A 24,518-nucleotide genomic window follows, 5' to 3' on the forward strand; every position below is an offset into this window, starting at 1 on the left:
CGCCCTCTGCCATTGCTATGGCTTACCCCGTCAGCGCATCCCGGCCTTTCGTGCCCTGTTGACCCGCGCGCTGGCTGCGCTCACATGGGCGCGCCATGATCCAAGCCCCGTCACTCAAGCTCTTCAACAGTCTTACGCGCCAGCTCGAGCCGTTCGATCCCGTTCACCCCGGCGAGGCGCGGGTCTATAGCTGTGGGCCGACGGTCTATAATTATCCGCACATCGGCAACATGCGCGCTTATGTTTTCGCGGATACGCTCGGGCGGACGCTGAGTTTCAAGGGTTTCAAGCTCACCCACGTCATCAACATCACCGATGTCGGTCACCTCACCGACGATGGCGATGCCGGCGAGGACAAGATGGAGAGGATGGCCGCGCAGCAGGCGCAGTCGATCTGGGACATCGCCAAGCATTATACGCAGGCCTATTGGGCGGACGTGGAGGCGCTGAACATCCGCCAGCCGGCGCATTGGTCGATCGCGACCGATTTCGTCCCCCAAATGATCGAGTTCGCCAAAAGCATTGCCGACAAGCACTGCTATGAGCTGCCGACCGGCCTCTATTTCGATACCAGCACGGTGGCCGATTATGGCCGCCTTGCCCGCGCCGCGACGGACGAGGGCGAGAGCCGCATCGATCCGGTCGAGGGCAAGCGCCACGCCGCCGATTTCGCGATCTGGCGTAGAACGCCGCCGGGTGAGACGCGCCAGATGGAATGGGACTCGCCCTGGGGCAAGGGCGCCCCGGGCTGGCATCTGGAATGCTCGGTGATGAGCCGCGCGCTGCTGGGGCTGCCGTTCGACATCCACACCGGCGGCATCGACCATCGCGAGATCCATCACCCCAATGAAATCGCCCAGAATCAGGCGATCCAGGGCTATGATGCCGATCACGGCCATCTCGATTGCGCGGCCCATTCCGGCGCGCGGCTGTGGATGCACAATAATTTCCTGATCGACCGCACCGGCAAGATGAGCAAATCATCGGGCGAGTTCCTGCGGCTGCAATTGCTCATCGACCGGGGCTATCATCCGCTCGCCTATCGGATGATGTGCCTGCAGGCGCATTATCGCTCGGAGCTGGAGTTCAGCTGGGACAATCTCGGCGCGGCGCTGACCCGGCTCAAGCGGATGCTGATGAGCGCGGCACCCCTGCGCGATGTGGCTGCGGCTGGTGCGGTGGCGCATTCCAAGCTGACGCCCTTGCTGGGGCGCTTCGATGCCGCGATCAGCGATGATCTCAACACGCCGGTCGCGCTCACCGTGCTGGATGAGGCGCTGGCGATGAAGAAGGTGCCGGCCGAGGAGAAGCGCGCGCTGGTCGAGGCGATGGAAGCCGTGCTCGGCCTCGGGCTATTCACGCTCGAGCGAGAAGCACTGCGCCTGCGTCCGAAGGCGGCTGCCATCGATGAAGGCGCGATCGCGGCGCTGATGGACCGGCGCAAGGCTGCGCGGGCCGAAAAGGACTTCGCGGCCTCGGATGCGCTGCGCGACGAACTGCTCGCCGCCGGCGTCGAGGTCATGGACGGCGATCCGCTCGGCTGGGAATGGAGGCTCGATCATGGCGCATAAACCGCTCATCGTTCTGCCGGAAGCGCAGCGGGAGAGGCTGGAAGCCATGCTGGGCGCCGAGATCGCCGGGCGCGTCATATTGCGCGGCTTCTCCAGGGCCGAAGAGGCGATGACCCTGGCGCCGGAGGCGGAGATCGGCTGGTTCGATGAGTTCGCCGGCAATGTCTACGCCAAGGGTCCGCGCGCGGCGGTGAACGCCAAGTGGATCCACACGGTGATCGTGGGCTTCGATGCGTTCCCGATCGCGGAGATGCGCGCGCGCGGCCAGATCTTCACCAATGGTGCCGGCCTGATGCCGGACGTGATCGCCGATTATGCCGTCATGGGCGCGCTGGTGCTCGCCAAGCGACTGGACGAGGTCGTGCGCGCCCATGACCGGCAAAACTGGCTGATGCGGCCGCCGGGCAATTTCGAGTTGCTGGGCGCGCGGGCGCTGGTGATCGGCTATGGCGCCATCGGTCGGGAGATCGGCACCCGCCTGCGCGCCTTTGGCGTTCAGGTGACCGGCGTGCGTCGCTCGGCAGACAGTGCCAATGCGGTGATCGGTCCGGATGACTGGCGCCCGCGCCTCGCGGAGTTCGATTTCGTCATCATCGCCGCGCCCAACACCAGCGAGACGCGGGCGATGATCGGCGCCCCAGAACTGGCCGCCATGAAGCCGGGCGCTCGCCTCATCAACATCGCGCGCGGCGATCTGATCGATCAGCCTGCGCTCATCGCCTCGCTGGAGGCCGGGCATCTGGGCAGCGCGTTCCTCGATGTCGCGACGCCCGAGCCCTTGCCGCCCGAACACCCGCTGTGGCGCGCGCCGAATGTGCTCGTCACCATGCATCTGGCGGGGCCGAGCCAGACCAGCGCCTTCCAGCGCGGCGCCGAGCGGTTCGCGCGGAACATCCGCCATTATCTGGCCGGCGAGCCCTTGAAGCATGTCGCCGACCTCAACCGGGATTATTAGGCGCGAGCGATGCTGAGGTCCGACGCCCGCCTGCTCAACCTCGCCATCGCGCTCTCCGCGCTGGCCGGTTTCGTGGACGCGCTGGGCTTCCTCACTGCGGGCGGCTTTTTCGTCTCGTTCATGAGCGGCAACTCCACGCGGTTGGCGGTGGGGATCAGCGAAGGCTCCAGCGCCGCGCTGACGGCCGCGGGCCTCATTGCCGGGTTCGTTACGGGCGTCGTGCTGGGCGGACTGGTGGGGCATCGCGCGGGCCCACATCGCCGTCCCGCCGTGCTCGGTCTGGTGACGGCGCTGCTGTTAGTGGCCGCGCTCGCCGCACCGATTTCGCCGACTTTTGCACTCGCCGCGATGGTCATGGCCATGGGCGCCGAAAATGCCGCGCTCGCCGACAATGGCGAGGTGAAGGTCGGGCTCACCTATATGACCGGCGCACTTGTCCGGTTAGGTCAGGCGCTCGCCAACCGCCTCACCGGCAAGGATGCAAGCCACTGGCGGGTCGACCTCGGCCTGTGGAGCGGGCTGATGACCGGCGCGATTGCCGGGGCTTTCGCTTATGCAAGGCTGGGCTCTTCAGCGCTATGGATTGCGGCGGGTGTCGGAATGATCCTGTGCGTTGCATCAACGAGGACCATCGTGCCGAGCCGCTAAGTGGCAGTAGGCTGCGGAGGCGGCATAGTCACGTCCCTCCACAGCCCGGTGCATCTGCGTTACAACTTTTCCGACCGCTCCTGCGCCTGACTACCCTTCAGTCTCTTAGCGCTCTCGCCAGTATCGCTCCGCCCGTCGCGCGGGCTTGCCTCGTCTGCCATGCCTCCGGCGACAAGCCCGTCGAGCGAGCGTCCATCAAGCCCCAGTTCCTTCATCAGGCCGTCGAGAACCGGCGCTTGCGCTCGATAGGCGAGGGCTGCTGAGAGGGCGTCCTGCGCAAGGTTGCCCGATCCTCCTCCCGAGGGCGCTGCATTGGCGGGGCCACCCGCTTTTTGCGTGAGGCCATCCACCTGAACGATCTTGATGGAGTCGATTGCCTCAAGCGGCTTGGCGCTTTCACGCACCAGGTCCGGCAGCACCTTGAGCAGCGCCAGCTTCGTCTGAAGGCTGATCTGGCTGCTGGATAGGAGGTTTGCGGCTTCGTTGACAGCGCGTTGACCCGCTGCTTCGACTTCGAAGCGCACGCGGTCGGCCTCGGCTCTCAGCTTCGTCGCATCGGCCTCGCCCTCAGCTGCGCGTCGAATAGCCTCGGCGTGGTTCGTGGCCGCATCTTTTTCGGCTTCTGCCTGCACCTTCAGCTTGATCGCTTCGCGTTCCGCTGCTTTCGCCGCTTCAATCAGTTCGATGCGCTTATCACGCTCGGCCACTTCAGTTTCGCGGCTGGTGATAACCTGTTCTTCGGCCGCAGCCGCTTTGGCGCGAGCTGCGTCAGCCTCGGCCTTTGCCTGGCTTTCTTCCCGGCTCTTGTTCTGAACGGCGATCTGCTGTTCCTGCCGCGCGATTTCTATGGCCTGGGCCTGTGCGATGCGGGCTTGTTCGATCGAGCGGTCAGCTTCGATCTGCTGCGAATCGATCAGCCGCTTGGCGTCGATCCGCGCGGCCTCCGCCTCCTGACTGCGCAGTGCCTGCTCCCGAGCGACTTCTGCCGCTTGCGCCGCACGCCGCATTTCGACCTCGCGTTCCTGCTCCAGCCGCGCGAACTCGTTATCGCGGCTGATCTGCAGACTGCGCTGATCGGCTTCGAGGTTCTTCGTCTCGATCTGGACCCGCGTGTCCATTTCGATATCGTTGCGCAGCTTCTTGCGCTGCTGGATCTGTTCGGTGAGCTTGGTCAGACCCTCCGCATCGAATGCGTTGTTGGCGTTGAAATGCTCGATGCTCGTTTGGTCCAGCCCCGTCAGTGAAACGGATTCCAGTTCCAGGCCATTCATCGCGAGATCCACAGATGAGACCTGTTGCACCTTCTGAACGAAGTCGGCGCGCTTTTCGTGCAGTTCGTTCATGCTCATTCCGGCCGCAACAGACCGAAGCGCGTCGACAAACTTTCCTTCGACGAGATCTTTCAGAGCTTCCGGCTGCATCGTGCGCAGGCCAAGCGTCTGCGCAGCCATGGCTATTGCGCCTGCATCGGGGCGGACGCGGACATAGAATTCGGCCTTCACGTCAATCCGCAACCGGTCGAGCGTGATCAGCGCATCCATGTTCTTGCGCTCCACCGCGAGGCGGACCGTGTTCATATTGACCGGCATGGTTTCGTGCAGCACGGGCAGCACGAGCGCCCCGCCGTTCATGACCACCTTCTCTCCGCCAAATCCGGTTCGGACGAAGCCCACTTCCTTCGTGGCGCGCCGGTAAAGTCGCGCGATCGTAAAGCCGAAGATCAGGAGCAAGGCGAAGATCGCGCCTGCCCAAATTGCAATATCCATGAGGTCCAGTCCCTGCATTCCAGTCTCCCCTCGCCGTCAGATCGGCGCCAAACGTTTTTCCTCTAGGGCTACAGCGTAAAACCGCTCTCCTTCCCGGCGCACGAGGAGAACTTCGTCGCCTTCGCCCATTTCGGTGTCACTATGATGGGGCTCCACCATCACAAGGTGCATCTGACCGTGATGATCAATGACCTGAGCGCGGGTGGGGCTTCCGCGGCTGGCGCGACCGGTGAGAATTTTCGCGCGGCGACCAAGGAGGGATTCGATCTCTACCGCCGTCGTCTCGTCGCCTGGCAGGATGCGCGAGAGCGGTCGCACGAGTGCTCCCGTCGCTGGTAGAGCTACAACCGAAGCAAGGAGGCCTGCCAGCCACGGAGCCAGTGCCTTGCCGATGAAGGCGCCGGCCAGGCTTTGTATACTCACGCCGATCGCCGCGAAAAGCAGCAGGAGCACCGCCAGCCAGATCATGAACGGCACGCGGCCCACACCGACCAGGCTCAATAGTCCATCGGCTGGGCTTCCGCCCGATTCCGCGTCCAGGTCGGTTTCCGTGCTGCTGAACAGGTCACCGAGTCCAAGCACCTGCAGGGCCGCGAGAAGAACCATCACGCCGAGCGATACCGCGAATGGCCAGTTATAGTCAGCCAGAAGGCTCATGATCCCTGCTGTCGACTTGACAGCCCCCGTTTCCGATTCCCGAGTCCATTTCGCCTGATAGCGACTATGAATCCAGCAAAACCGGACCTTCATCATATGATTTTTCTGAATGTTCCGGGAATTTGGACGGCATTTACTTCGAGAAACGGCCTGAATTCTCAAGATTTCGCCGCACGATTAGAGTGTCTCCGTTCGCCATGTGTTTAATGTTTTTACGGGCCTCCGGATCATGTTACGCGGCAGGCGCTCCGTTTGTTCGCGGGAAGACTGGATTGATCTCCCCACTACGCGACGGGTTGATCTTACGTCACGACGCTGCTGCGCCCGCGCATCCTCGCGCCTTTATCCCCAACCTCCTTGCCTCAAAGCCCTCAAACGCGTAGGGGCTTGCCCCTTGTCCGCCACACCCCATGTTGTGGCGCGAACACGCTTGGAGTCTGGAATATCATGACGGCGAAATGGTCGCCCGCAAGCTGGCGGGATCATGAAGGGTTGCAAATGCCGATCTATCGCGATGCTGCGGCACTCGCGGCAGCCGAGGCGCAGCTTGGGACCTTTCCGCCGCTCGTCTTTGCAGGCGAGGCCCGCAACCTGACGGCCGATCTGGCCAAGGTCGCCAATGGCGAGGCGTTCCTGCTGCAGGGCGGGGACTGCGCCGAATCCTTCGCCGAGTTCCACCCGAATAACATCCGCGACACGTTCCGCGTGCTGCTGCAGATGGCGGTGGTGCTCACCTTCGCCAGCAAGCTGCCGGTGGTGAAGGTGGGTCGCATGGCCGGCCAGTTCGCCAAGCCGCGTTCCGCTGGGACCGAGACGATCGATGGCGTCGAGCTGCCGAGCTATCGCGGGGACAATGTGAACGACATTGCGTTCACGGCAGACGGCCGCGAGCCCGATCCGGCGCGCATGATCCGGTCCTACAATCAGTCGGCCGCCACGCTCAACCTGCTGCGCGCCTTCTCGACCGGCGGCTATGCCAGCCTCGACAAGGTGCATGGCTGGATGCTGGATTTCATGGGCCGCAGCCCCTGGGCCCAGAAGTTCAGCGAGATGGCCGATCGCATCGGCGAGGCGCTGGACTTCATGAAGGCCTGCGGTCTCTCGCCGGACACGGTGCCCCAGCTTGGCGGGACCAGCTTCTACACCAGCCACGAGGCGCTGCTGCTGCCTTATGAGCAAGCCCTGACCCGTCAGGATTCGCTCACCGGCCAGTGGTACGACACCAGCGCGCACATGCTGTGGATCGGCGACCGGACGCGCTTCGAGGGCTCGGCCCATGTCGAGTATCTGCGCGGCATCGGCAATCCCATCGGCATGAAGGTCGGGCCGAGCCTGCAGCCCGATGTGCTGCTGCGCCTGCTCGATGCGCTGAACCCGCGCCGCGAGGCCGGGCGCATCACGCTCATCACGCGCTATGGTCATGACAAGATCGAGGGCGCGCTGCCCCCGCTCGTGCGGGCGGTGATGCGCGAAGGGCATCCGGTGGTGTGGTCGTGCGATCCGATGCACGGCAATGTCATCAAGGCGGCCAATGGCTACAAGACGCGCCCGTTCGAGCGCATCCTCGCCGAGGTGCGCGGCTTCTTCGCCGTGCATCGCGCCGAGGGCAGCTTCGGCGGCGGCATCCATGCCGAGATGACTGGGCAGAACGTCACCGAATGCACGGGCGGCGCGATCGACATCACCGAGCAGAGCCTGGCGGATCGCTACCACACGCACTGCGACCCCCGCCTCAACGCGGCGCAGAGTCTGGAGCTGGCCTTCCTGCTGGCCGAAATGCTCAACGACGAGCTGGCCGAGCGGCGCAAGCAGGCCGCTTAACAATCGGAAGGGCCGTGGCGAGCGTCACGGCCCGTTCCCGAGATTGAAAAAGAACCGCTATCGAGCGATTGCGCGGGCTTGCCCCTTGCGCGGACGGCATTCTCTGCCAAATAGGTTGGTATGCTTTCGCAACGCACGCGATATTCCATCCGCGCTCTCCAGCACCTCGCGCGGCATTATGGTGAGGGGCCGATCCAGCTCACCGATATTGCGGTCGCGCAGAATATTCCCGCCAAATTTCTGACCGTGATCCTGTCGGAACTCAGCCGTGCGGGCCTCGTGGCGACGCGGCGGGGGCGGGAAGGCGGCTATTGGCTGGCATTGCCGCCGATCGACATCCGCTATGGCGACATCTTCCGGCTCACCGATGGCGCGCTGGCCCTTGTGCCCTGTGCCAGCCGCTATGCACACCAGCCCTGCAAGAACTGTTTGCCGGAAGATGAGTGTGAGCTTCGGCGCATCATGCTCAAGGTCCGCGACGAGACCGCCGCCATCCTCGACCGCCTGACGCTGGCCGACAAATTCGAGGATGCCGAAGTCGGCGCGCCGGCCTGATCGCTTTCGACCTTCCAGCCTGTATTCCAAGGAGAGAGCATTGTCCCTGACCCTGCACGGCATCCCCAATTGCGACACGGTGAAGAAGGCCCGCAAGTGGCTGGACGATCAGGGCCTCGCGCATGATTTCCGCGATTATAAAAAGGTGCCGCCAACGTCGGCAGAGCTGGCCGATTGGTCAGAGCAGGCGGGATGGGACGTACTGCTCAACCGCGCCGGTACGACGTTCCGCAAACTGCCGGATGATGCCAAGAGCGGGATCGATGAGGCCAAGGCCATCGCGCTGATGGTCGAGCATCCCTCGATGATCAAGCGCCCGGTGGTGACGGGGGCGAGCGCCTTGCTGGTCGGTTTCAAGCCCGATCAGTGGCAGGCGGTTCTTGAGGCCTAGGGAGAGGCGCCGCAGCGGTCGGGAACGACGCGGACGCTTTGCGCATTTGTTCAGCAGGAATTTGCTGGAAGGAATGCATCATGAAACTCGTTCTGATCGGTCTGATCACGGCTAGTGCGTTGGCTGTCTCGGGTTGTTCGACCCTTAAGGGCGCCGGCATCGGCGCGGCGGCGGGCGCCGGTACGGCTGCAGTGACCGGCAATGACGTCGGCAAGGGTGCGGCTGTCGGTGGCGCAGCTGGCGCCGTGGTCGGGACGGTCGTCGACTAAAAACGCGGCACTGGCCCGTCAGTCGTGATGATGGGACAGGGCGCCGATGACATCTTCGAGGCGGGCGGGATCGCCCATGGCGATGACGTCGCCGGCGCTGGCTTCATGGAGCGGTTCGCCAGACCAGTCGCACATGTGCCCGCCGGCACCCTCGACCACCGGGACGAGGGCCGCGAAATCGTGGAGCTTGAGGCCCGTCTCGCACACGATGTCGACATGCCCGCTCGCCAGCAGACCGTAATTATAGCAGTCGCCGCCATAGATCGGGCCCTGACCCAGTCGGTCGCCGGCAACGGCTGCGGCGAGCGCGAGATAATGTTCGCCATCATGCGCGCTGAACAAATGCGGGCTTGTGGTCGCCAATTGCGCCCCTTCCAGAGCCCGGCATCGCCGGGTGCGCGCAGGCTTGCCGTTGAACAATGTCGGCTGGCCCATGGCGCCGACCCAGCGCTCTCCACTGATCGGCTGATCGATGATGCCGAGGATCGGCCAGCCGTCCTGCATTAAGGCGATCAGCGTCCCGAAGATCGGGCGGCCCGCGATGAAGCTGCGCGTGCCATCGATGGGGTCGAGCACCCACTGGCGTGACGCGCCTTCCCGGAGGGTGCCGAATTCCTCGCCGATGATACCATCCGCCGGACGCTGCGCGTCCAGAAGGCTGCGCATCGCCAGTTCTGCCGCGCGATCGGCTTCTGTTACCGGCGAGGCGTCGGCCTTGGCTTCGATATCGTAAGGCGCGCGGAAAAACGGGCGGATCGCGGCGCCCGCTGCGTCGGCAAGGGCGTTTGCGAGGGTGATGTCATCGGGAAGAGCCATGGCATTTCGCTACGGAGAAAGCCGCCGAAGAGCCAGCGGTTTTCGCGCACGTTCCTCGCTAAAGAGACGGCGCTTCGATCCGTTTTTTGAGGGCATGAGCAAAGAGCCCCGACCATGCGCCTGCTGATGTGGGTCCTGACCCTCGGCTTTGCCTTTGGCGCGATGGGGCTGTGGCTGGACGGCGCTTTTCTGGGGGCTCGCCTGGTAGCTCTGGGGCTGGGCGCGCTGGCTGTCCTCGCCTGCCCGTTCCTGTGGGCGCGGCCCGATGGGCTGGTGCCCGATGAACTGGCGGTGCCCGGCAAGGCGCGGCTGATGCTGGCGCTGGCGCTGCTCTTCTGCGCGCCGCTGCTGCTGCCTTGGCAACTTTGGCTCTGATGCCTGTTGGCGCAGGCCGCGCCTCGGCCTATGCCTGCAGGAATGCCTGAGCTTCCCGAAGTCGAAACCACCGTTGCCGGCCTGCGTCAGGTGCTCGACGGGGCGCAACTCACGCTGGTCGAGCCGCGCCGGGCGGACCTGCGCTTTCCCTTCCCGGTCGATCTGCGCCAGCGGCTCACCGGGGCGCGAATCACCGGGCTGGGCCGGCGCGCCAAATATGGCCTGATCGATACCGACCGCGGCGACACGATGATCTTCCACCTCGGCATGTCCGGACGCTGGCGGATCGACCCGAGCGAGGTAGGCAAGCACGATCATCTGCTGCTGGAGACGGCCAGCCACCGCCTTGCCCTCAATGACCCGCGTCGGTTCGGGTTCGTGCACCTCACACCAACCGATGCGCTGGACGCTTATCCGCCTTTCGCGGCCCTTGGCCCCGAGCCGCTGGGCGATGCGCTGACGGCCGACTATCTGGCGCAGGCGCTGGAGGGGCGGGCGGCACCGATCAAGGCGATGCTGCTCGATCAGCGGATCATCGCCGGGCTGGGCAATATCTACGTGTGCGAGGCACTGAACATTGCCCGCATATCGCCGACGCGCGCAGCCGGGCGGATATCGCGGGCGCGGCTCGCGCGGCTGGTCGAGGCCATTCGCGCGGTGCTGGTGGCCGCCATCGCCGCCGGCGGCTCCACCCTGCGCGATTATGCGCGGCCGGATGGCGAGCTCGGCTATTTCGCCAAGGACTGGCGCGTCTATGGGCGGGAAGGGCTGGCCTGCCCCTGCGGTGGCACGGTGAAGCGCCGGGTCGATTCAGGCCGCTCCACCTTTTACTGCCCCACTTGCCAGAGCTAGGCCGAGAGATGCGCTCACCCGCCAAGACGCTGTCCATGTCCGCGCGCATCGCGGCGCTGCTTGTCGGCCTCATCGCCTTTGCCGGACTCTCGATCCGCTTTGCCGTCTCTCTGGAGACGACAGGCTCACCCCAAGCGGCGGCGTGGACGATGCTGCGCTTCTTCACGGTGATCGGCAATCTGCTCAGCTGCGTGGTGCTGTTCGGCGTCGCTCTGGGGGCGAAGGCACCGAGTCATCCCCGCCGGCTGGCAGGCGTGATGCTGGCCATGGGGTTGATCGGCATCGTCTATGCAGTGCTGTTGCGCGCGACGGAAAGCCTGAGCGGCCCCGCCGAGACCTCGAACCTCCTGCTCCATTACATCGCGCCGCCTGCGGTAGCGCTCTACTGGCTCGTGTTCGTGCCCAAGGGACGGCTGGTCTATGCCGATACGCTGCGCTGGGCGCTGCTGCCGTTGGCTTATCTGGCCTATGCCATCGGGCGCGCGCAGCTCGATGGGCGCTACCCCTATCCCTTCCTCGATGTCTCCCGCCATGGCTGGGCGCAGGTTGGCGTGACCGTGGGCCTCATCGCTTTGGGCTTCATGCTTGTCGGAGCCGTGGTGGTGTGGATCGACCGCCGGTTGGGATGAATCCGCCGCAGAGATCGCGAAACGACTGATTGAGAGACACTTCCTGCGACGAAATCACGCAGATACGCAAAAGTCCGCATGGACTTCCGCCTTTGCGTTCCTACATGGGTGTCTCCCCATGACGATCTTGCTCCTCACATATTGGCCCTCTTCACGCGCGCAGCCGTACGTCTGCCGAGGCCGGATTGTGAGCGCCCATGGCGAGCGCTGAGAATAACCGCGACGCTGTTTCGCCCGAAGAGCGCATCACGCTCGAGGCCTATGAGATCGATGGGCTGTTCGGCGACGAGGAACTGACCCGCATCGTCGAGTTTGCCGGCCAGCTCTGCGATTGCCCCATCGCACTGGTCAGCCTGGTTGAAGAGCATCGCCAGAGGTTCGTGGCGAAGACCGGAATCGACGCCACCGAGACGCCCAGGAGCATGTCTTTCTGCGCGCACGCGATGCTCGGCCATGATGTCATGGACGTAGGCGACGCGACGCAAGACGGCCGTTTTCAGGATAATCCGCTCGTCACCGGCGAACCGCATATTCGCTTTTATGCCGGGGCGCCGCTTGTGTCCAAGAGTGGCGAGGCGCTGGGTTCGCTTTGCGTTGTTTCGCCCGAACCCCGCGCTGGGCTGACCGACATTCAACGTCAGGGCCTCACCGTCTTGGCGGAAGCCACCATGCGGCGGCTGGAGGCCCGACGCGTCATGTTGGCGCATCGGGCTTGGGAGAATGCCGCCGAAGCCGATCTGGCGGCGAGCGAAGAGCGCTTCCGGGTGTTGGCCGATGCGATGCCGCAAATGGTCTGGTCCACGCGTGCCGATGGCTATCATGATTATTACAATGCCCGCTGGTACGAATTTACCGGTGCGCAGCTCGGCCGAACCGATGGGACCGGCTGGAACGGCCAGTTCCATCCAGACGATCAGGCCAAGGCGTGGGAAGTGTGGAGCCATTCGCTGGCTACCGGCGATCCCTATGAAATCGAATATCGCCTGCGCCGGTTCGATGGCGAGTATCGCTGGACGCTCGGGCGCGCATTGCCGATCAGGGATGATGCCGGCAACATCGTGCGCTGGTTCGGCACCTGCACGGATATTCACGATCAGCGCATCATGCGCGAGCAGAAGGAGCTTCTCTCGCGCGAGCTGGTCCATCGCATCAAGAACATCTTCACGGTCATCGGCTCGCTGCTCTACCTCTCCAGCCGGGGCGTCCCGGAGCTGAAGGGCTTCAGCTCGAAAATGAGCGACCAGATCGCGGCGCTGGGGCGGGCCTATGATTATGTGCAGCCCCGCGAAGGGGCGCAGGCGCTGACGCTGCAGGGGCTGCTGGGCGAATTGTTCGCCGCCTATAATCTGGAGGGCATCGAGCGCATCCGCATTCGCGGCGACGATGTGCTGCTCGCCGAAACCTACATGACCCCCATCGCCCTCGTGTTTCACGAGCTGGCGACCAACGCCGTCAAATATGGTTCGCTGTCCTCGCCGGAAGGGTTTGTCGACTTGATGATCTCAGGGTCTTCCGAACAGCTCAGGCTGGAGTGGCAGGAGAGCAAGGGCGACAGCGCGCCGCCCGGCGATCATCAGGGCTTCGGGTCCGATCTCATCCGGCTGAGCATCGAGCGCCAGTTGCGCGGAACCTTCGTGCGGGAATGGTTGCCGCGCGGCCTCAAGGTCACGACGACCATTCCCTATCGCCTGCAGGCGGCCTGACTCCCCTGCCAGTCCGCACTGAGTGGCGCGCAGGCAGCCTGCAGCCATGCCAGCTCCTCGCCATCCAGCTGCGGCCCGATGATTTCGAGTGTGCGTGCGTGATAGGCGTCCACCCAGGCCCGTTCGGCCGGGGTCAGCGCGTCGACGGCGATGAGGGCGCTGTCGATCGGCGTATGGCTCAGCGTCTCGAAGGCATAGAAGGGCCGGTCGTTTTCGCCGGTGCCGCTCTCCACCACCAGCACCAGGTTCTCGATGCGGATGCCATATTCGCCGGTCTTGTAATAGCCCGGCTCGTTGGAGAGGATCATGCCGGGTTGCAGCGGTTCATCCCCGCCGCCGAACGTCGCAATGCGCTGCGGGCCTTCATGCACCGAGAGGAAGCTGCCGACGCCGTGTCCGGTGCCATGGGCATAATCCAGCCCTTCGGCCCACAGGAATTGACGGGCGAGCACGTCGAGCTGGCTGCCGCGCGTGCCGGCAGGAAAGCGCGCGCAGGCGAGCGCGATATGGCCCTTGAGCACCAAGGTGAAGCGGTGGCACATCTCCTGCGTGGGCGTGCCGATGGCCATGGTGCGGGTGATATCGGTCGTCCCGTCCCGATATTGCCCGCCTGAATCGACCAGCAGCAGCGAGCCCGCCTCAACTGGCCGGTTCGTCGCCTCGCTCGCCTTGTAATGGACGATGGCGCCATTTGGGCCTGAGCCGGAAATCGTGTCGAAGCTGAGGTCCACGAGTGCGCCGGTTTCTTCACGGAACGCCTGCAACCGGTCCGACACGCTGATTTCGGTCTGCCCGCCCTTGGGGCCTTCGATGGACAGCCAGTGGAGGAACTTGGCCATGGCCGCGCCGTCCCGCGCCTGCGCAGACTTGTGGCCGGCAATCTCGGTCTGGTTCTTCACGGCCTTGGGCAGAACAGCGGGATCGCGCAGCGGCTTGATCAGGGCGCCGGCCTTGTCCAGCGCTTCGAAGATCGCGGAGACGGCGCGGTCGGGGTCGACAGCGACGGCCTTGCCGGCAAGCCCTGCCAGCACATCGGTGAAGGCGACGCGATCCAAAACATCGACCGAATTGCCGAGATGTGCGCGCACGTCGGCATCGATCTTGGCGGGGTCGACGAAGAGCTGCGCCTTGCCGTCCGCATGGAGCAGGGCATAGGCCAGCGCGACCGGCGTATGGGTCACGTCCGCGCCACGAACGTTGAAGGTCCAGGCGATGGAATCGAGCGCGGTGAGGACGGTGGCGTCCACGTCCTGCGCCTTCATCCAGTCCGCCATGTCGGCGCGCTTGGCGGCGCTGCTCTGCCCGGCATGACGCTCATCATGCGGCACGAGGCGGGCCTTGCTGGGATCGGGCCGATCGTCCCACACGGCATCGACGGGATTATGATCGACCGCCACGAGCGTGGCGCCCTTGCTGGCAAGCGCACGCGTCGCCTCCTCGACCCAGCGGCGGGTGTGAAGCCAAGGATCATAGCCAATCCGTCCGCCGGCCGGGGCATGGACCCCGAGCCAGGTGGCGACGCTCGTTTGCGGCACGCTCTCGAACTGCCAGTGCGCGCCATCCACCTGATCGCGCACCTGCAGGGTGTAGCGCCCATCCGTGAAGATCGCGGCTTCCTCCGGCAGGACCACCGCGCTGCCCGCCGAGCCCAGAAAACCGGTGAGCCAGGCGAGCCGCTGTGCATAGCCGCCGACATATTCGGACAGATGCTCATCGGTGAGCGGCACGACGAATCCGTCGAGCGACTGGCGGGACAGCTGGGCGCGCAGCGCGTGCAGGCGATCTTCATGGGTAGACATGGACAAGCGTTCCTGTTCGCGCCCGCATTCGTTCATTTTTAAGGGGCGCTCGTTAATCTCTGCCGGACAGCATAAGCGTTTCCAGACGGCTTGCCAGCATTTGCCGCCACTGCTGGCGAACAAGACCGGGAACGCTCATGCGATCAGGACCAGAGCAAAGATCACCCTATGACTACCGGGCAAACGCCTTTTCTCACCCATAGCTGGCCGGTTTACGAGGCAAGCTGGCGCCTGCCGATCATGCCCATGGTGAACCGGGAGGAGAGCGCGCTGGACAATCAGGGCATTGGCCTGTGGAGCTGCCGGCTGACCGACGAAAGCCTGACATGGTCCAGAGCCGTCTACGATCTGTTCGGCATCCCCGTGGAAGAGAAGCTGACACGGTCGCTGGCGACATCGATCTATCTGGCGGACTCGCGGGCGGCGATGGAGTCGCTGCGGGCCTATGCGATTCGCCATCGTCGCGGTTTCACCATGGATGCGCGGCTGCGTCGGCCGGATGGCGCCTTGCGCTGGATGCGGCTGACGGCCGTGCCGGTGCTGTGCGAACGGCGTGTCGTGCGGCTCGCCGGCACCAAGCAGGATGTCACCGCGGAGTATGAGACGCAGATGTGACGGCGGGGGTCCGCTCGTCTCGATAGGTCTGACATTGCCATAGCCGACGGGGCTGCTCGACGCGGTCCGGCGAGGGCGTTAGGGGAGGGTGATGTTTGAGTGGCTCTCCGCGATCATCGATGCCAACCGGGCCTTTGTCGGCCTTGTCATCCTTGTGGGACTTTTCGTGGCGTTCGTGCGGGAGCGCTATCCGGCGACGGTGATCGCCGTGCTGGGCGTCTGCGCCTTCCTGGTCACGGGCTTGCTGGACAGCGCATCGCTGCTGCGCGCCTTTGCCAATCCCGCGCCGATCACCATTGCCTCCATGTTCGTGCTCTCGGCCGCGTTGACCCGCACCGGCATTCTGGATGTGATCGGCAACTGGATCGTGGCTCGCGCCAAGGCGCATCCGATCCGTGCGATGATCGAGCTGGTCGTTGGTTTGCTGGCGGCGGCTGCGTTCATGAACAACACGCCGGTCGTGGTCATCATGATCCCCATCGTGTTGCGGCTGGCCTCGGCGATCAACGTTTCCGCCAAGAAGCTGCTCATTCCTTTGTCCTACATCTCCATGCTGGCCGGAACCCTGACGCTGGTGGGCACGTCGACCAATCTTCTGGTCGATGGCGTCGCGCGCGATCTGGGCGTCGCGCCGTTCAGCGTCTTCGAGATCACGCCTGTGGGCATCATCGTTGCCGCCGCCGGGACTGTCGCCCTTGCGGTGCTCGGGCGCTTCCTGCTCCCGGACGGTGACGGCGCGCCCTATCACAGCGACGCGGACCGGGTGTTCCTGAGCGAGATCCGGATCGTGCGGGATAGCGGCCTGATCGGCAAAGACCTTTCCGAAAGCGGTCTCCTCAAGCGGGTTCGACTGGTGAGCATCCAGCGGGGCAGCCAACTGATCGAGGCCATGGACGAGCCGTTCATGGCGGGCGACCGCCTCGTGGTGCGCGCCAAGCTGGCCGACCTGATGACCCTGCGCACCAACAAGGACATCGAGCTTGGCATCGCGACGGTCGGCAACACCAAAGCCGACGCGCCGCTGGTGGTGGAGGCGATCATTTCACCCGGTCACCCGAGCATCGGTAACCGGATGGTGGAAATCCCGTTCCTCAACGTGCTGCCGGTGCGGCTGCTGGGGATCACCCGGCATCGCCATGACGCCGGGCCGACCCTGGCCGATAGCCGCGTGCGCGCTGCCGATACGGTGCTGGTCACCGGGTCAGAGGCGGCCATCAATGCGCTGCGCGAGAACCAGAACCTCATCGGAGTGGAAGAGACCGAAGGCGTAGCCTTTCGCCCGACCAAGGCCCCCATCGCGGTCGCCGCGCTGGCGGGCACCATCGTCTTTTCCGCCTTGGGGCTCGTCCCGATCATGGTCGCCGGGCTGATCGCCGTCGGCATCGTCCTCGCCGCGCGCTGCATCGATGGCGATGAAGCCTGGGGCTCCATCAATGGCGATGTGCTGGTGCTGATCTACGGCATGCTGTGCGTCGGCACGGCGCTCGATCAGGCGGGGAGCATTACCCTGCTGGTCAACGCGATGCGACCGCTGCTGGAAAATGCCAGTCCGTTGGTGCTGCTGTTCATCGTCTATTTTGCGTCGAGTGCGCTGACCGAAGCCGTCAGCAACAACGCGGTGGCGGTGATCATGACGCCGATTGCCATCGGCCTGGCGACGACCCTCGGCACCGATCCGCGCCCCTTGCTGATCGCGGTGATGTTCGCGGCTTCGGCGAGTTTCGCGACGCCGATCAGCTATCAGACCAACACTATGGTCTATGCGGCCGGCAATTATCGCTTCGCCGATTTCCTGCGGATCGGCCTGCCGATGAACGTCGTGGTCGGAGTCACGACCTGCCTCGCACTGGCGGCGCTCTATTGACGGCATTGAGCGCGGCCCTTCGAGCGCCTATCTGGCGGGGATGACCGATACGCTCCAGCCGCCCCGCGCGGCGCAACGCCCCCACCGCTCCGTCCACCACAATCGCACGCTGGACGACCCTTGGGCCTGGCTGCGCGACCCCGGCTATCCCGAGGTGACGGATCGCGACGTGCTCGACTATCTGACGGCCGAGAACGATTATTTCCAGGCGCATATGGCGGCGCGCAAGAGCCAGGTCGATGCGCTGTTCGCGGAGATGAAGGGCCGCATCAAGGAGGAGGACGGCTCCGTTCCGCAGAAGGACGGGGCTTATGTCTACTGGAGCACCTTCGAGGCGGGCGAGCAATATCGCCGCCACTGGCGCCGCAAGGTCGGCGCGGCGGAGGACGGATCCGCGGACGAACTGATCGTCGATGAGCCGGCGCTGGCAGCGGGGAAGGATTATTTCCGGCTCGGCGGCGTGGCGATCTCCAATGACGACCGCCTGCTCGCCTATGCCATCGATGACAACGGGTCGGAGCGCTACACCGTGCGCATCCGCAATCTGGAAACCGGCGAGATGCTGCCGGACGTCATTCCGGACGTGCTCTCCGCGCTGGTCTGGACCCACGATGATCGCGCGCTCGTCTATGCCCCGGCCAACGCCCAGTGGCGCACGGATCGCGCGATGCTCCACCGGCTGGGCAGCGATGTGGCGCAGGATGTCATGCTGTACCATGAGGCGGACGAAGGGTTCCGCGTCTCTGTGGGCCTCACCTGCGCGGAAAATTGGATCGTCATCGCCACCGGCGATCATGTGACGAGCGAGGTGCGGCTGGTGCCGGCCGGCGACCCGACCGCCGCGCCGATCCTCGTTTCGGCACGCGTGCCCGAACGCGAATATGACGTGGATGAGCATGAGGGCTGGCTCTACATCCGCGCCAACGACACCCACCCCAATTTCCGCCTGGCCCGCGCGCGTATCGAGACGCCGGACCAGTGGGAAGAGGTGCTGCCAGCCTCCGACGCATTTTACCTGACCGATTTCAGTCTGTTCAAGCGCTTCTACGTGACCGAAGGACGCGAGAACGGTCTCGATCAGGTCGAGATCCGCGATTACGCCACCAACACGCCCAAGCGCCTCGATTTCCCCGAGGCGAGCTATGTCGCCGGGCTGGACGACAATCCCGAATATGATGTCGATACGTTGCGGCTGAGCTATGAATCGATGGTCACGCCAGAGACGATCTTCGACTATCGGCTGGCCGACGGACATCGCGAAACCCTCAAGGTGCGGGAGATTCCGTCCGGCTTCGATCCGGCGCTGTATGCCACGCAGCGCCTCACGATCACGGCGCGGGACGGCACGCCGATCCCCGTCTCCGTGCTGCACCGGCGCGACCATCCGCTCGATGGCTCGCGGCCGCTCTACCTTTATGGCTATGGCGCCTATGGCATCGCCATCGAGCCGGGCTTCGGCACCACGCGGCTCAGCCTCGTCGACCGCGGCTTCGCCTTCGCCATCGCTCATATCCGCGGCGGCGATGACCTTGGCCAGCAATGGTACAAGGACGGCAAGCTGGAGAAGCGGACCAACACGTTCAACGATTTCGTCGATGTGGCGAAGGGGCTGATCGCCCTTGGCTACACCTCGGCGGGCAAGATCGCGACGTCGGGCGGCTCGGCTGGCGGCGAACTCATGGGCGCCATCGTCAATTCCGATCCCGATCTGTGGGGCGCCGTGGTCGCGCACGTGCCGTTCGTCGATGTGCTCAACACGATGCTCGATGAGACGCTGCCCCTGACGCCGGGCGAGTGGCCGGAATGGGGCAACCCCATCGAGGATGCTGCCGCCTATGACCTGATCGCCAGCTATTCGCCCTACGATAATGTGAAAGCGCAGGCCTATCCCCCGATGCTGGTGACGGCCGGCCTCAACGATCCGCGCGTGACCTATTGGGAGCCGGCGAAATGGGTCGCAAAGCTGCGCGAGCTCAAGACCGACGACAATGTGCTGCTGCTCAAGACCAATATGGAAGCCGGCCATGGCGGCAAGTCCGGCCGCTGGGAATCGCTCCGGGAAACAGCAGAGGAATTTGCCTTCATCTTGTGGCAGCTTGGCATGGAAGAAGCCGGGCAGGGCGCCGGCGATCATGGGGGCGGCCATGGGTAAGGCATTCGAGCAGCACTTCACGGCCGGCCCCGATGACATCGACATCATGGGCCATGTGAACAATGCGGTCTGGGTGCGGTGGATGGAGCAGCTTGCCACTGCCCATTGGGAATCGCTGGCGCCGCCCCACGCGCAGGAGCGCTATGTGTGGGTCGTGACGCGGCACGAGATCGATTATCGCGGTAATGTGACCGAAGGCGAGACGGTGCTCGCGCGGACCTGGATCGAGGAGCCGCCGCGCGGCGCCCGGTTCGATCGGCTGATCGCCTTCACCGGTGTCGATGGCACGTCCAAGGTGAATGCGCGGACGACCTGGGCGATGATCGACAAGGAGACGGGCCGGCTGGCGCGGGTGCCCGCCGATCTCGCGACAATTTTTCTGGCTTAACGAAGCACTGCGCGGTCAGGGCTGCGGACTTGCTTCAGTCTCGGTGGGCAGCGGGGCGGGCGCTACGATGGGCGCGGCGCGCGGCTCCAGAATGGCGGCGGCTTCGATGACATCGAGCGCCCGCCGGGCTTCCTTGTAGCGGCGGGCTTGCTCCAGCCACAGCTCGGCCTCAGGCTGGGCCGGGAGCGCCGCGATTTCATCGATGGCGGCTTCCATCTGTCCGGATTCGGTGAACATGCGTGCGCGCGTGATGCGCTCGTCCAGCTCTGGGGAGGGATCGCCAGCGTGGCGGATCACGGCCAGACCCCGCAACTCCCGCATCGCTGCCGACCACCAGCCCTGATTCGGGTCACCGCGCTGTGCGGTGCTGCGGACCTGCTCCAGCCCCTGGCGCAGCGTGGTGAGCGTCACCGGCTGCGCTGCGGCGTTGACGATGGTGGCGACGGCCTTGGGCTGCGCATCGCCGAACAGTAGCCGGAGCTGGCCCTCGATATAGCCGAGCGGCTGGCCGGCATCGAGCGCGCGCCGGGCGGCAAAGGCGATCATCATCGCCTCGGCCCGGTTGGCATGGCCAGAGGCTGCAATCGCAGCAAGCGAGATGCGGTTAAGGCGCTGCTCAAGCGTCAGCACACGATCTTCGGGGCGTTCGGTGACGTCGGAGAGACCGCGCGACCGCGTGGCATCCGGCGCCTGCCCATTCGCCCCGCTCTCGGCGCCGTTCTGCGCGGCGTTCATATCGTCTGTGAGTGCCGCCGGATCGCTGCCGGGGCCGAAGGACAGCCGATCCCAATTGGTCATGATCCAGGCCATCGCACCGAGGCCGAGCAGGAAGGCGATCAGCGAGCAGGCGACGATCAGCCGCAATCGGCTCCGGCGCGGCGGTTGCGCTCGGTCCGTCATCTCACCGACACCGTTTTCCGGTGCGTTGCCGTCCATCTGTTCTGCCCGATCCCTCAAGAGGCGCCTATACATAGCGAGGTTGCGAGGCGCAGCAAGGCGCTATCGTTCGGCTCCTGCGCGACGCTCACCCGGCGCCAGCCCGATCCGGTGGCGTCTGCCGCGGCCTGGCTGATCGCGATGAGGAAATGGTTGCGGCAGGCAGGCGGCATCAGCGCGTTGAGGCGCCGCCCGGCGGCGGGCGAATGCACGGCGATGACGGAGGGCGGCATGGTGACCAGCATCTTGGTGTAGCGCCGCATGTCCCGCGCCTCGGTGCGGTAGCAGATATGGCGCGTGATGCTGAGATCGAGCGGGTCGAAGGGGCGCGTTTCTTCGCCGCAGACATGCAGGATGCGCCGGTGGCCGGCCCCGACGATCATGGGGACGGTGGAGGCCGCATCGCCCCCGCCGATGATGACATCGGGGTGGCCAGCCTCGCGCACCGCGTCCGCGCTGGCCTCGCCCACGACATAGACCGGCAGGTCCGGGAAGCAGGCCAGTGCCTCACCGCCGTAGCGCGCGCCATTGGCGCTGGTGATGAGCAGGGCGTCGAACGGGCCTTGCGGGAGCGGTTCTTCATGGACCGCAACCACCTCGAAGAGAGGCAATTGCACTACCTCAAGACCGAGCGCAGCGGCTTTGGCGGCAGACGCATCACTGCCCGGCTGTGGGCGCAGGATGAGATAGGGGCGGTTCACGGCGTGAACAGGCTCCGCAGGGCTGGGGAGGCGCCCTCGAGCAATTGCGCTGCCAGCGCGGCGGCGCCGGCTGTATCGCCTGTGGGCAACATGATCTCGCCGGAGACCTGCTCGCCGCCGTCCTCCAGCAGAATCTGCCCGCGCAGATGCACGCCGGCGCCGGCCAGCTGCGCCAGCGCGCCGATGGGCGAGTGGCAACTGCCGCCTAGTGCGAGCAGCAGCGCGCGTTCGGCCAGAACACAGGTTTGCGTCGGCGCATCGCTGATCGCGGCGAGCAGGCGGCGCATCCGCTCGTCATCGGTGCGGCATTCGATGCCGACCGCGCCCTGCGCGACGGCGGGCAGCATCACCTCGGCAGGGACGGTGGCGCCGACATCTTCCATGCCGAGCCGGTTGAGGCCCGCCGCTGCGAGCAGCGTCGCATCGATCTCGCCGGCCTCGACGCTGGCGAGGCGTCGCGCGACATTGCCGCGCAGCAGCGTCGTGCGCAGGTCTGGCCGGAGCGCGCGGAGCTGGGCGGCTCGGCGGGGCGAGGCGGTGCCGATGCGCGCGCCCTGCGGCAAGGCCTCGATGCTCGGTGCGCCGATCAGCCGGTCCTCCACCGCAGCGCGCGGCAGCATCGCGGCGATGTGGATGCTCTCCGGCCGGATCGTTTCCACATCCTTCATCGAATGCACCGCGCAATCGATCTCGCCCGCCAGAAGCGCGCGATCCAGCTCCTTGGTCCACAGCGCCTTGCCGCCCAGTTCGGCCAGGGCGCGGTCCTGAATGCGATCGCCGCTGGTGGTGACGACGACGATCTCCAGCGCCTCACGGGGCAGGCCGTGGGCGAGCGCAAGCGCGGCCAGCGTCATCTCCGCCTGGGCCAGGGCAAGGGGGGAGCCGCGTGTGCCGAGGCGCAGCGGGGCGGTGGGCGAGGGAAACTGCTCGGGCATGGTGGCGAATGCCGATAGACCCTGCGCGCGCACGTCTCTAGAGGAAAGTGCCATGCCCATCATCCTTGGCCTTGAATCAAGCTGCGACGAAACGGCGGCTGCGCTGGTCGCCAGCGATCGCACGATCCTTGCCCACCGTCTCGCGGGGCAGGAAGCGGCGCATGGCCCCTATGGCGGTGTGGTGCCCGAAATCGCGGCGCGCGCGCATGTCGAGGCCCTGATTCCGCTGGTCGAAGCGGCGCTGGCCGACGCCAAGCTCAGCCTCGCGGATGTCGATGCCATTGCCGCGACCGCAGGGCCGGGGCTGATCGGCGGGGTGATGGTCGGCCTCGTCACCGGCAAGGCGCTGGCTCATGCGGCTGGCAAACCGCTGATTGCGGTCAACCATCTGGAGGGCCACGCGCTCTCACCGCGTCTGGCCGATCCATCGCTGGAATTCCCCTATTTGCTGCTGCTGGTCTCGGGCGGGCATTGCCAGTTGCTCGAAGTGCGCGGCGTGGGCGATTATCGTCGGCTTGCCACGACCATCGATGATGCCGCGGGCGAGGCGTTCGACAAGACCGCCAAGCTGCTCGGCCTCGGCATTCCCGGCGGACCGAAGGTCGAGGCGCTGGCGGCGCAAGGCGATCCGCGCGCGGTGCCGCTGCCGCGCCCGCTGGTGGGCAGCGGCGAGCCGCATTTCTCCTTCGCCGGCCTCAAGAGCGCGGTGATGCGCGCAGTCGAGAGCGGGCAATGGGCGGATGCCGACATCGCGGCGAGTTTCCAGCAGGCGGTCATCGATTGTCTGGTCGATCGCACCAAGCGCGCTCTGAATGCCATGACGGGCCGGCCGACGGCGCTGGTCGTCGCTGGCGGTGTGGCCGCCAATGCGGGCGTGCGGGGCGCGCTGGAGGGGCTAGCCGCTCAGCACGAGTTGCGATTCGTCGCCCCGCCGCTCTGGCTGTGCACGGACAATGCCGCGATGATCGGCTGGGCGGGGGCGGAGCGGTTCGCGCTCGGCCTGGTGGATGATCTCGCCGTGGCGGCGCGCCCGCGCTGGCCGCTGGACCCGAGCGCCGAGACGGTGCGCGGCGCGGGGGTGAAGGCATGAACGCGGCAGGGCCGATTGGCGTGCTTGGTGGTGGCGCCTGGGGCACGGCGCTGGCGCAGGTGCTGGCAGAAGGGGGCAGCGACGTGCTACTCTGGGCACGCAATGGCGCGGTGGTGGAGGCGGTCAACACGCGCCGCCAGAACGAGACCTATCTGCCCGGCCAGCCCCTCTCGCCACGCATTCGGGCGACACAGGCACCGGACGATCTCGCCAGCGCCGGGGCGTTGCTGGTGGTGACGCCCTCCCAGTCGATGCGCGCAGTCCTCTCCCAGTTCGCGCCGCAGGGCCAGTCGCTGATTCTCTGCTCGAAAGGCATCGAGGCCGGGTCGCATCTGCTGATGCACGAAGTTGCCCGCGAGGTGATGCCCGGCTCGCCGGTGGCGGTGCTCTCCGGCCCGACCTTTGCGCATGAGGTCGCCGCTGGTCTGCCGACGGCTGTCACGCTTGCTGCTGAGGAAGAAGCGCTGGCGCGGCTGCTGGCCGATGTGATCGCGCGGCCGACCTTCCGACCCTATGTTTCGGATGATGTGGTGGGCGCCGAAATTGGCGGCGCGGTCAAGAACGTCCTCGCCATTGCCTGCGGTGTGGTCGAGGGCGCGGGACTGGGGCAGAATGCCCGTGCCGCGCTTATCGCGCGGGGCTTTGCGGAAATGACCCGTTTCGGCCTCGCGCGGGGCGGGCGGCCGGAGACGATGGCCGGCCTGTCGGGCCTGGGCGATCTGGTGCTGACCTGTTCCTCGACCCGCTCCCGCAATTATGCGCTGGGCTATGGGCTGGGGCAAGGGCAATCCCCGGATGCGCTGCTGGCCCATCGCCATACGGTGGCCGAGGGGGCCTCGACGGCACCGGTGCTGCACGAAGCGGCGCGCGCACAGGGCATCGATATGCCCGTCACGGAAGCGGTCTGCGCGCTTCTTTCCGGCGCGTCGCGCGTTGACGATGTGATCGCCGCGCTGCTGGCTCGGCCGTTACGCGCCGAATGAGGGACCAAGAGACTTTGCGCACATCGATCGCAACGCCTATGGCTGGC

General features: G+C 65.6%; 24 protein-coding genes. 17 read left to right on the forward strand and 7 right to left on the reverse strand.

Going from position 1 to position 24,518, the window contains the following annotated elements:
* Positions 1 to 95 precede the first annotated feature (95 nt).
* From cysS to M2336_RS06555, 3 genes are read left to right on the forward strand one after another with little or no spacing between them, the layout of a single operon-like run.
* Positions 96 to 1,571 (forward strand): cysteine--tRNA ligase, encoded by a 1,476-nt coding sequence (cysS, locus tag M2336_RS06545; protein ID WP_264574383.1) that lies wholly within the window; start codon positions 96 to 98, stop codon positions 1,569 to 1,571.
* Positions 1,561 to 2,526: an NAD(P)-dependent oxidoreductase gene (locus M2336_RS06550; protein WP_264592727.1), complete on the forward strand. Its 966-nt coding sequence runs from the start codon at positions 1,561 to 1,563 to the stop codon at positions 2,524 to 2,526. The genes cysS and M2336_RS06550 overlap by 11 nt, the downstream gene beginning before the upstream one ends.
* Before the next feature lie 9 nt (positions 2,527 to 2,535).
* A complete protein-coding gene (locus tag M2336_RS06555) occupies positions 2,536 to 3,174 on the forward strand; it encodes a YoaK family protein (protein WP_264574385.1) in 639 nt (212 codons plus the stop codon).
* 59 nt (positions 3,175 to 3,233) lie between these two features.
* Here the strand turns inward: M2336_RS06555 and M2336_RS06560 are convergent, their stop codons facing one another.
* Both M2336_RS06560 and M2336_RS06565 read right to left on the reverse strand, forming a co-directional pair.
* Entirely contained in the window at positions 3,234 to 4,940 is a 1,707-nt protein-coding gene (locus M2336_RS06560) for a flotillin family protein (protein ID WP_413715985.1), read from the reverse strand.
* Between the two features lie 36 nt (positions 4,941 to 4,976).
* Complete coding sequence (locus M2336_RS06565; protein ID WP_264574387.1) at positions 4,977 to 5,597, reverse strand: YqiJ family protein; 621 nt, start codon at positions 5,595 to 5,597, stop codon at positions 4,977 to 4,979.
* A 447-nt stretch (positions 5,598 to 6,044) separates the two neighbouring features.
* Here M2336_RS06565 and M2336_RS06570 point away from each other — a divergent pair, with 447 nt between their 5' ends.
* From M2336_RS06570 to M2336_RS06585, 4 genes are all read left to right on the forward strand, one after another.
* Positions 6,045 to 7,418 carry a class II 3-deoxy-7-phosphoheptulonate synthase gene (locus M2336_RS06570; RefSeq protein ID WP_181558640.1) on the forward strand — a complete coding sequence of 458 codons (1,374 nt, stop codon included), beginning with the start codon at positions 6,045 to 6,047 and terminating at the stop codon, positions 7,416 to 7,418.
* Between the two features lie 120 nt (positions 7,419 to 7,538).
* Positions 7,539 to 7,973, forward strand: a complete 435-nt coding sequence (locus tag M2336_RS06575) for an RrF2 family transcriptional regulator (protein ID WP_181558641.1) — start codon at positions 7,539 to 7,541, stop codon at positions 7,971 to 7,973.
* 40 nt (positions 7,974 to 8,013) lie between these two features.
* Positions 8,014 to 8,364, forward strand: coding sequence for an arsenate reductase (locus M2336_RS06580; protein ID WP_264574388.1), 351 nt, complete (start codon positions 8,014 to 8,016; stop codon positions 8,362 to 8,364).
* 80 nt (positions 8,365 to 8,444) lie between these two features.
* Positions 8,445 to 8,633 carry a YMGG-like glycine zipper-containing protein gene (locus tag M2336_RS06585; protein WP_181558643.1) on the forward strand — a complete coding sequence of 63 codons (189 nt, stop codon included), beginning with the start codon at positions 8,445 to 8,447 and terminating at the stop codon, positions 8,631 to 8,633.
* 18 nt (positions 8,634 to 8,651) lie between these two features.
* Here the strand turns inward: M2336_RS06585 and M2336_RS06590 are convergent, their stop codons facing one another.
* The gene (locus M2336_RS06590; protein ID WP_264592728.1) at positions 8,652 to 9,449 is read right to left on the reverse strand and encodes an inositol monophosphatase family protein; all 798 of its coding nucleotides are present in this window, start codon (positions 9,447 to 9,449) and stop codon (positions 8,652 to 8,654) included.
* 114 nt (positions 9,450 to 9,563) lie between these two features.
* On the opposite strand from M2336_RS06590, the gene M2336_RS06595 reads away from it, so the two are divergent.
* The 4 genes from M2336_RS06595 (at position 9,564) to M2336_RS06610 (ending at position 13,008) form a co-directional block, all read left to right on the forward strand.
* The gene (locus tag M2336_RS06595) at positions 9,564 to 9,824 is read left to right on the forward strand and encodes a hypothetical protein (RefSeq protein ID WP_181558645.1); all 261 of its coding nucleotides are present in this window, start codon (positions 9,564 to 9,566) and stop codon (positions 9,822 to 9,824) included.
* Positions 9,825 to 9,866: 42 nt separating this feature from the next.
* Positions 9,867 to 10,676 carry a bifunctional DNA-formamidopyrimidine glycosylase/DNA-(apurinic or apyrimidinic site) lyase gene (mutM, locus tag M2336_RS06600; protein WP_181558646.1) on the forward strand — a complete coding sequence of 270 codons (810 nt, stop codon included), beginning with the start codon at positions 9,867 to 9,869 and terminating at the stop codon, positions 10,674 to 10,676.
* Between the two features lie 35 nt (positions 10,677 to 10,711).
* A complete protein-coding gene (locus M2336_RS06605) occupies positions 10,712 to 11,305 on the forward strand; it encodes a Pr6Pr family membrane protein (protein WP_264584224.1) in 594 nt (197 codons plus the stop codon).
* Positions 11,306 to 11,502: 197 nt separating this feature from the next.
* Positions 11,503 to 13,008 (forward strand): PAS domain-containing protein, encoded by a 1,506-nt coding sequence (locus M2336_RS06610; RefSeq protein WP_264592729.1) that lies wholly within the window; start codon positions 11,503 to 11,505, stop codon positions 13,006 to 13,008.
* Here M2336_RS06610 and M2336_RS06615 read toward each other — a convergent pair.
* The gene (locus tag M2336_RS06615; protein ID WP_264592730.1) at positions 12,987 to 14,807 is read right to left on the reverse strand and encodes an aminopeptidase P family protein; all 1,821 of its coding nucleotides are present in this window, start codon (positions 14,805 to 14,807) and stop codon (positions 12,987 to 12,989) included. The two genes, M2336_RS06610 and M2336_RS06615, sit on opposite strands and share 22 nt — an antisense overlap.
* A 168-nt stretch (positions 14,808 to 14,975) precedes the next feature.
* Between M2336_RS06615 and M2336_RS06620 the strand changes: the two genes are divergently transcribed.
* The 4 genes from M2336_RS06620 (at position 14,976) to M2336_RS06635 (ending at position 19,826) form a co-directional block, all read left to right on the forward strand.
* Complete coding sequence (locus M2336_RS06620; RefSeq protein ID WP_264592731.1) at positions 14,976 to 15,422, forward strand: PAS domain-containing protein; 447 nt, start codon at positions 14,976 to 14,978, stop codon at positions 15,420 to 15,422.
* 91 nt (positions 15,423 to 15,513) lie between these two features.
* Positions 15,514 to 17,286 carry an SLC13 family permease gene (locus tag M2336_RS06625; protein WP_264592732.1) on the forward strand — a complete coding sequence of 591 codons (1,773 nt, stop codon included), beginning with the start codon at positions 15,514 to 15,516 and terminating at the stop codon, positions 17,284 to 17,286.
* 40 nt (positions 17,287 to 17,326) lie between these two features.
* Positions 17,327 to 19,438 (forward strand): S9 family peptidase, encoded by a 2,112-nt coding sequence (locus M2336_RS06630; RefSeq protein WP_264574395.1) that lies wholly within the window; start codon positions 17,327 to 17,329, stop codon positions 19,436 to 19,438.
* Positions 19,431 to 19,826, forward strand: coding sequence for an acyl-CoA thioesterase (locus M2336_RS06635; protein ID WP_264574396.1), 396 nt, complete (start codon positions 19,431 to 19,433; stop codon positions 19,824 to 19,826). The genes M2336_RS06630 and M2336_RS06635 overlap by 8 nt, the downstream gene beginning before the upstream one ends.
* A 15-nt stretch (positions 19,827 to 19,841) precedes the next feature.
* On the opposite strand, the gene M2336_RS06640 is transcribed toward M2336_RS06635, so the two are convergent.
* From M2336_RS06640 to hemC, 3 genes are read right to left on the reverse strand one after another with little or no spacing between them, the layout of a single operon-like run.
* Positions 19,842 to 20,762 (reverse strand): hypothetical protein, encoded by a 921-nt coding sequence (locus tag M2336_RS06640; protein WP_264574397.1) that lies wholly within the window; start codon positions 20,760 to 20,762, stop codon positions 19,842 to 19,844.
* 17 nt (positions 20,763 to 20,779) lie between these two features.
* Entirely contained in the window at positions 20,780 to 21,463 is a 684-nt protein-coding gene (locus M2336_RS06645; protein WP_264574398.1) for a uroporphyrinogen-III synthase, read from the reverse strand.
* Positions 21,460 to 22,398 (reverse strand): hydroxymethylbilane synthase, encoded by a 939-nt coding sequence (gene hemC, locus M2336_RS06650; protein WP_264593249.1) that lies wholly within the window; start codon positions 22,396 to 22,398, stop codon positions 21,460 to 21,462. The genes M2336_RS06645 and hemC overlap by 4 nt, the downstream gene beginning before the upstream one ends.
* A gap of 52 nt (positions 22,399 to 22,450) precedes the next feature.
* On the opposite strand from hemC, the gene tsaD reads away from it, so the two are divergent.
* The gene (gene tsaD, locus M2336_RS06655; protein ID WP_264574399.1) at positions 22,451 to 23,488 is read left to right on the forward strand and encodes a tRNA (adenosine(37)-N6)-threonylcarbamoyltransferase complex transferase subunit TsaD; all 1,038 of its coding nucleotides are present in this window, start codon (positions 22,451 to 22,453) and stop codon (positions 23,486 to 23,488) included.
* Entirely contained in the window at positions 23,485 to 24,471 is a 987-nt protein-coding gene (locus M2336_RS06660; RefSeq protein ID WP_264574400.1) for an NAD(P)H-dependent glycerol-3-phosphate dehydrogenase, read from the forward strand. Before tsaD ends, M2336_RS06660 begins: the two co-directional genes overlap by 4 nt.
* Positions 24,472 to 24,518: the final 47 nt, after the last annotated feature.

The organism is Sphingobium sp. B1D7B (assembly GCF_025961965.1).
Taxonomy (GTDB): Bacteria; Pseudomonadota; Alphaproteobacteria; order Sphingomonadales; family Sphingomonadaceae; genus Sphingobium.

What these genes read in the sequence shown, in the direction of transcription:
- cysS (WP_264574383.1), top strand. Translation starts at nt 96, where the DNA reads ATGATCCAAGCCCCGTCACTCAAGCTCTTCAACAGTCTTACGCGCCAG.
- M2336_RS06550 (WP_264592727.1), top strand. Translation starts at nt 1,561, where the DNA reads ATGGCGCATAAACCGCTCATCGTTCTGCCGGAAGCGCAGCGGGAGAGG.
- M2336_RS06555 (WP_264574385.1), top strand. Translation starts at nt 2,536, where the DNA reads ATGCTGAGGTCCGACGCCCGCCTGCTCAACCTCGCCATCGCGCTCTCC.
- M2336_RS06560 (WP_413715985.1), bottom strand. Translation starts at nt 4,940, where the DNA reads ATGGATATTGCAATTTGGGCAGGCGCGATCTTCGCCTTGCTCCTGATC.
- M2336_RS06565 (WP_264574387.1), bottom strand. Translation starts at nt 5,597, where the DNA reads ATGAGCCTTCTGGCTGACTATAACTGGCCATTCGCGGTATCGCTCGGC.
- M2336_RS06570 (WP_181558640.1), top strand. Translation starts at nt 6,045, where the DNA reads ATGACGGCGAAATGGTCGCCCGCAAGCTGGCGGGATCATGAAGGGTTG.
- M2336_RS06575 (WP_181558641.1), top strand. Translation starts at nt 7,539, where the DNA reads ATGCTTTCGCAACGCACGCGATATTCCATCCGCGCTCTCCAGCACCTC.
- M2336_RS06585 (WP_181558643.1), top strand. Translation starts at nt 8,445, where the DNA reads ATGAAACTCGTTCTGATCGGTCTGATCACGGCTAGTGCGTTGGCTGTC.
- M2336_RS06590 (WP_264592728.1), bottom strand. Translation starts at nt 9,449, where the DNA reads ATGGCTCTTCCCGATGACATCACCCTCGCAAACGCCCTTGCCGACGCA.
- M2336_RS06595 (WP_181558645.1), top strand. Translation starts at nt 9,564, where the DNA reads ATGCGCCTGCTGATGTGGGTCCTGACCCTCGGCTTTGCCTTTGGCGCG.
- mutM (WP_181558646.1), top strand. Translation starts at nt 9,867, where the DNA reads ATGCCTGAGCTTCCCGAAGTCGAAACCACCGTTGCCGGCCTGCGTCAG.
- M2336_RS06605 (WP_264584224.1), top strand. Translation starts at nt 10,712, where the DNA reads ATGTCCGCGCGCATCGCGGCGCTGCTTGTCGGCCTCATCGCCTTTGCC.
- M2336_RS06610 (WP_264592729.1), top strand. Translation starts at nt 11,503, where the DNA reads ATGGCGAGCGCTGAGAATAACCGCGACGCTGTTTCGCCCGAAGAGCGC.
- M2336_RS06615 (WP_264592730.1), bottom strand. Translation starts at nt 14,807, where the DNA reads ATGTCTACCCATGAAGATCGCCTGCACGCGCTGCGCGCCCAGCTGTCC.
- M2336_RS06620 (WP_264592731.1), top strand. Translation starts at nt 14,976, where the DNA reads ATGACTACCGGGCAAACGCCTTTTCTCACCCATAGCTGGCCGGTTTAC.
- M2336_RS06625 (WP_264592732.1), top strand. Translation starts at nt 15,514, where the DNA reads ATGTTTGAGTGGCTCTCCGCGATCATCGATGCCAACCGGGCCTTTGTC.
- M2336_RS06630 (WP_264574395.1), top strand. Translation starts at nt 17,327, where the DNA reads ATGACCGATACGCTCCAGCCGCCCCGCGCGGCGCAACGCCCCCACCGC.
- M2336_RS06635 (WP_264574396.1), top strand. Translation starts at nt 19,431, where the DNA reads ATGGGTAAGGCATTCGAGCAGCACTTCACGGCCGGCCCCGATGACATC.
- M2336_RS06640 (WP_264574397.1), bottom strand. Translation starts at nt 20,762, where the DNA reads ATGGACGGCAACGCACCGGAAAACGGTGTCGGTGAGATGACGGACCGA.
- hemC (WP_264593249.1), bottom strand. Translation starts at nt 22,398, where the DNA reads ATGCCCGAGCAGTTTCCCTCGCCCACCGCCCCGCTGCGCCTCGGCACA.
- tsaD (WP_264574399.1), top strand. Translation starts at nt 22,451, where the DNA reads ATGCCCATCATCCTTGGCCTTGAATCAAGCTGCGACGAAACGGCGGCT.
- M2336_RS06660 (WP_264574400.1), top strand. Translation starts at nt 23,485, where the DNA reads ATGAACGCGGCAGGGCCGATTGGCGTGCTTGGTGGTGGCGCCTGGGGC.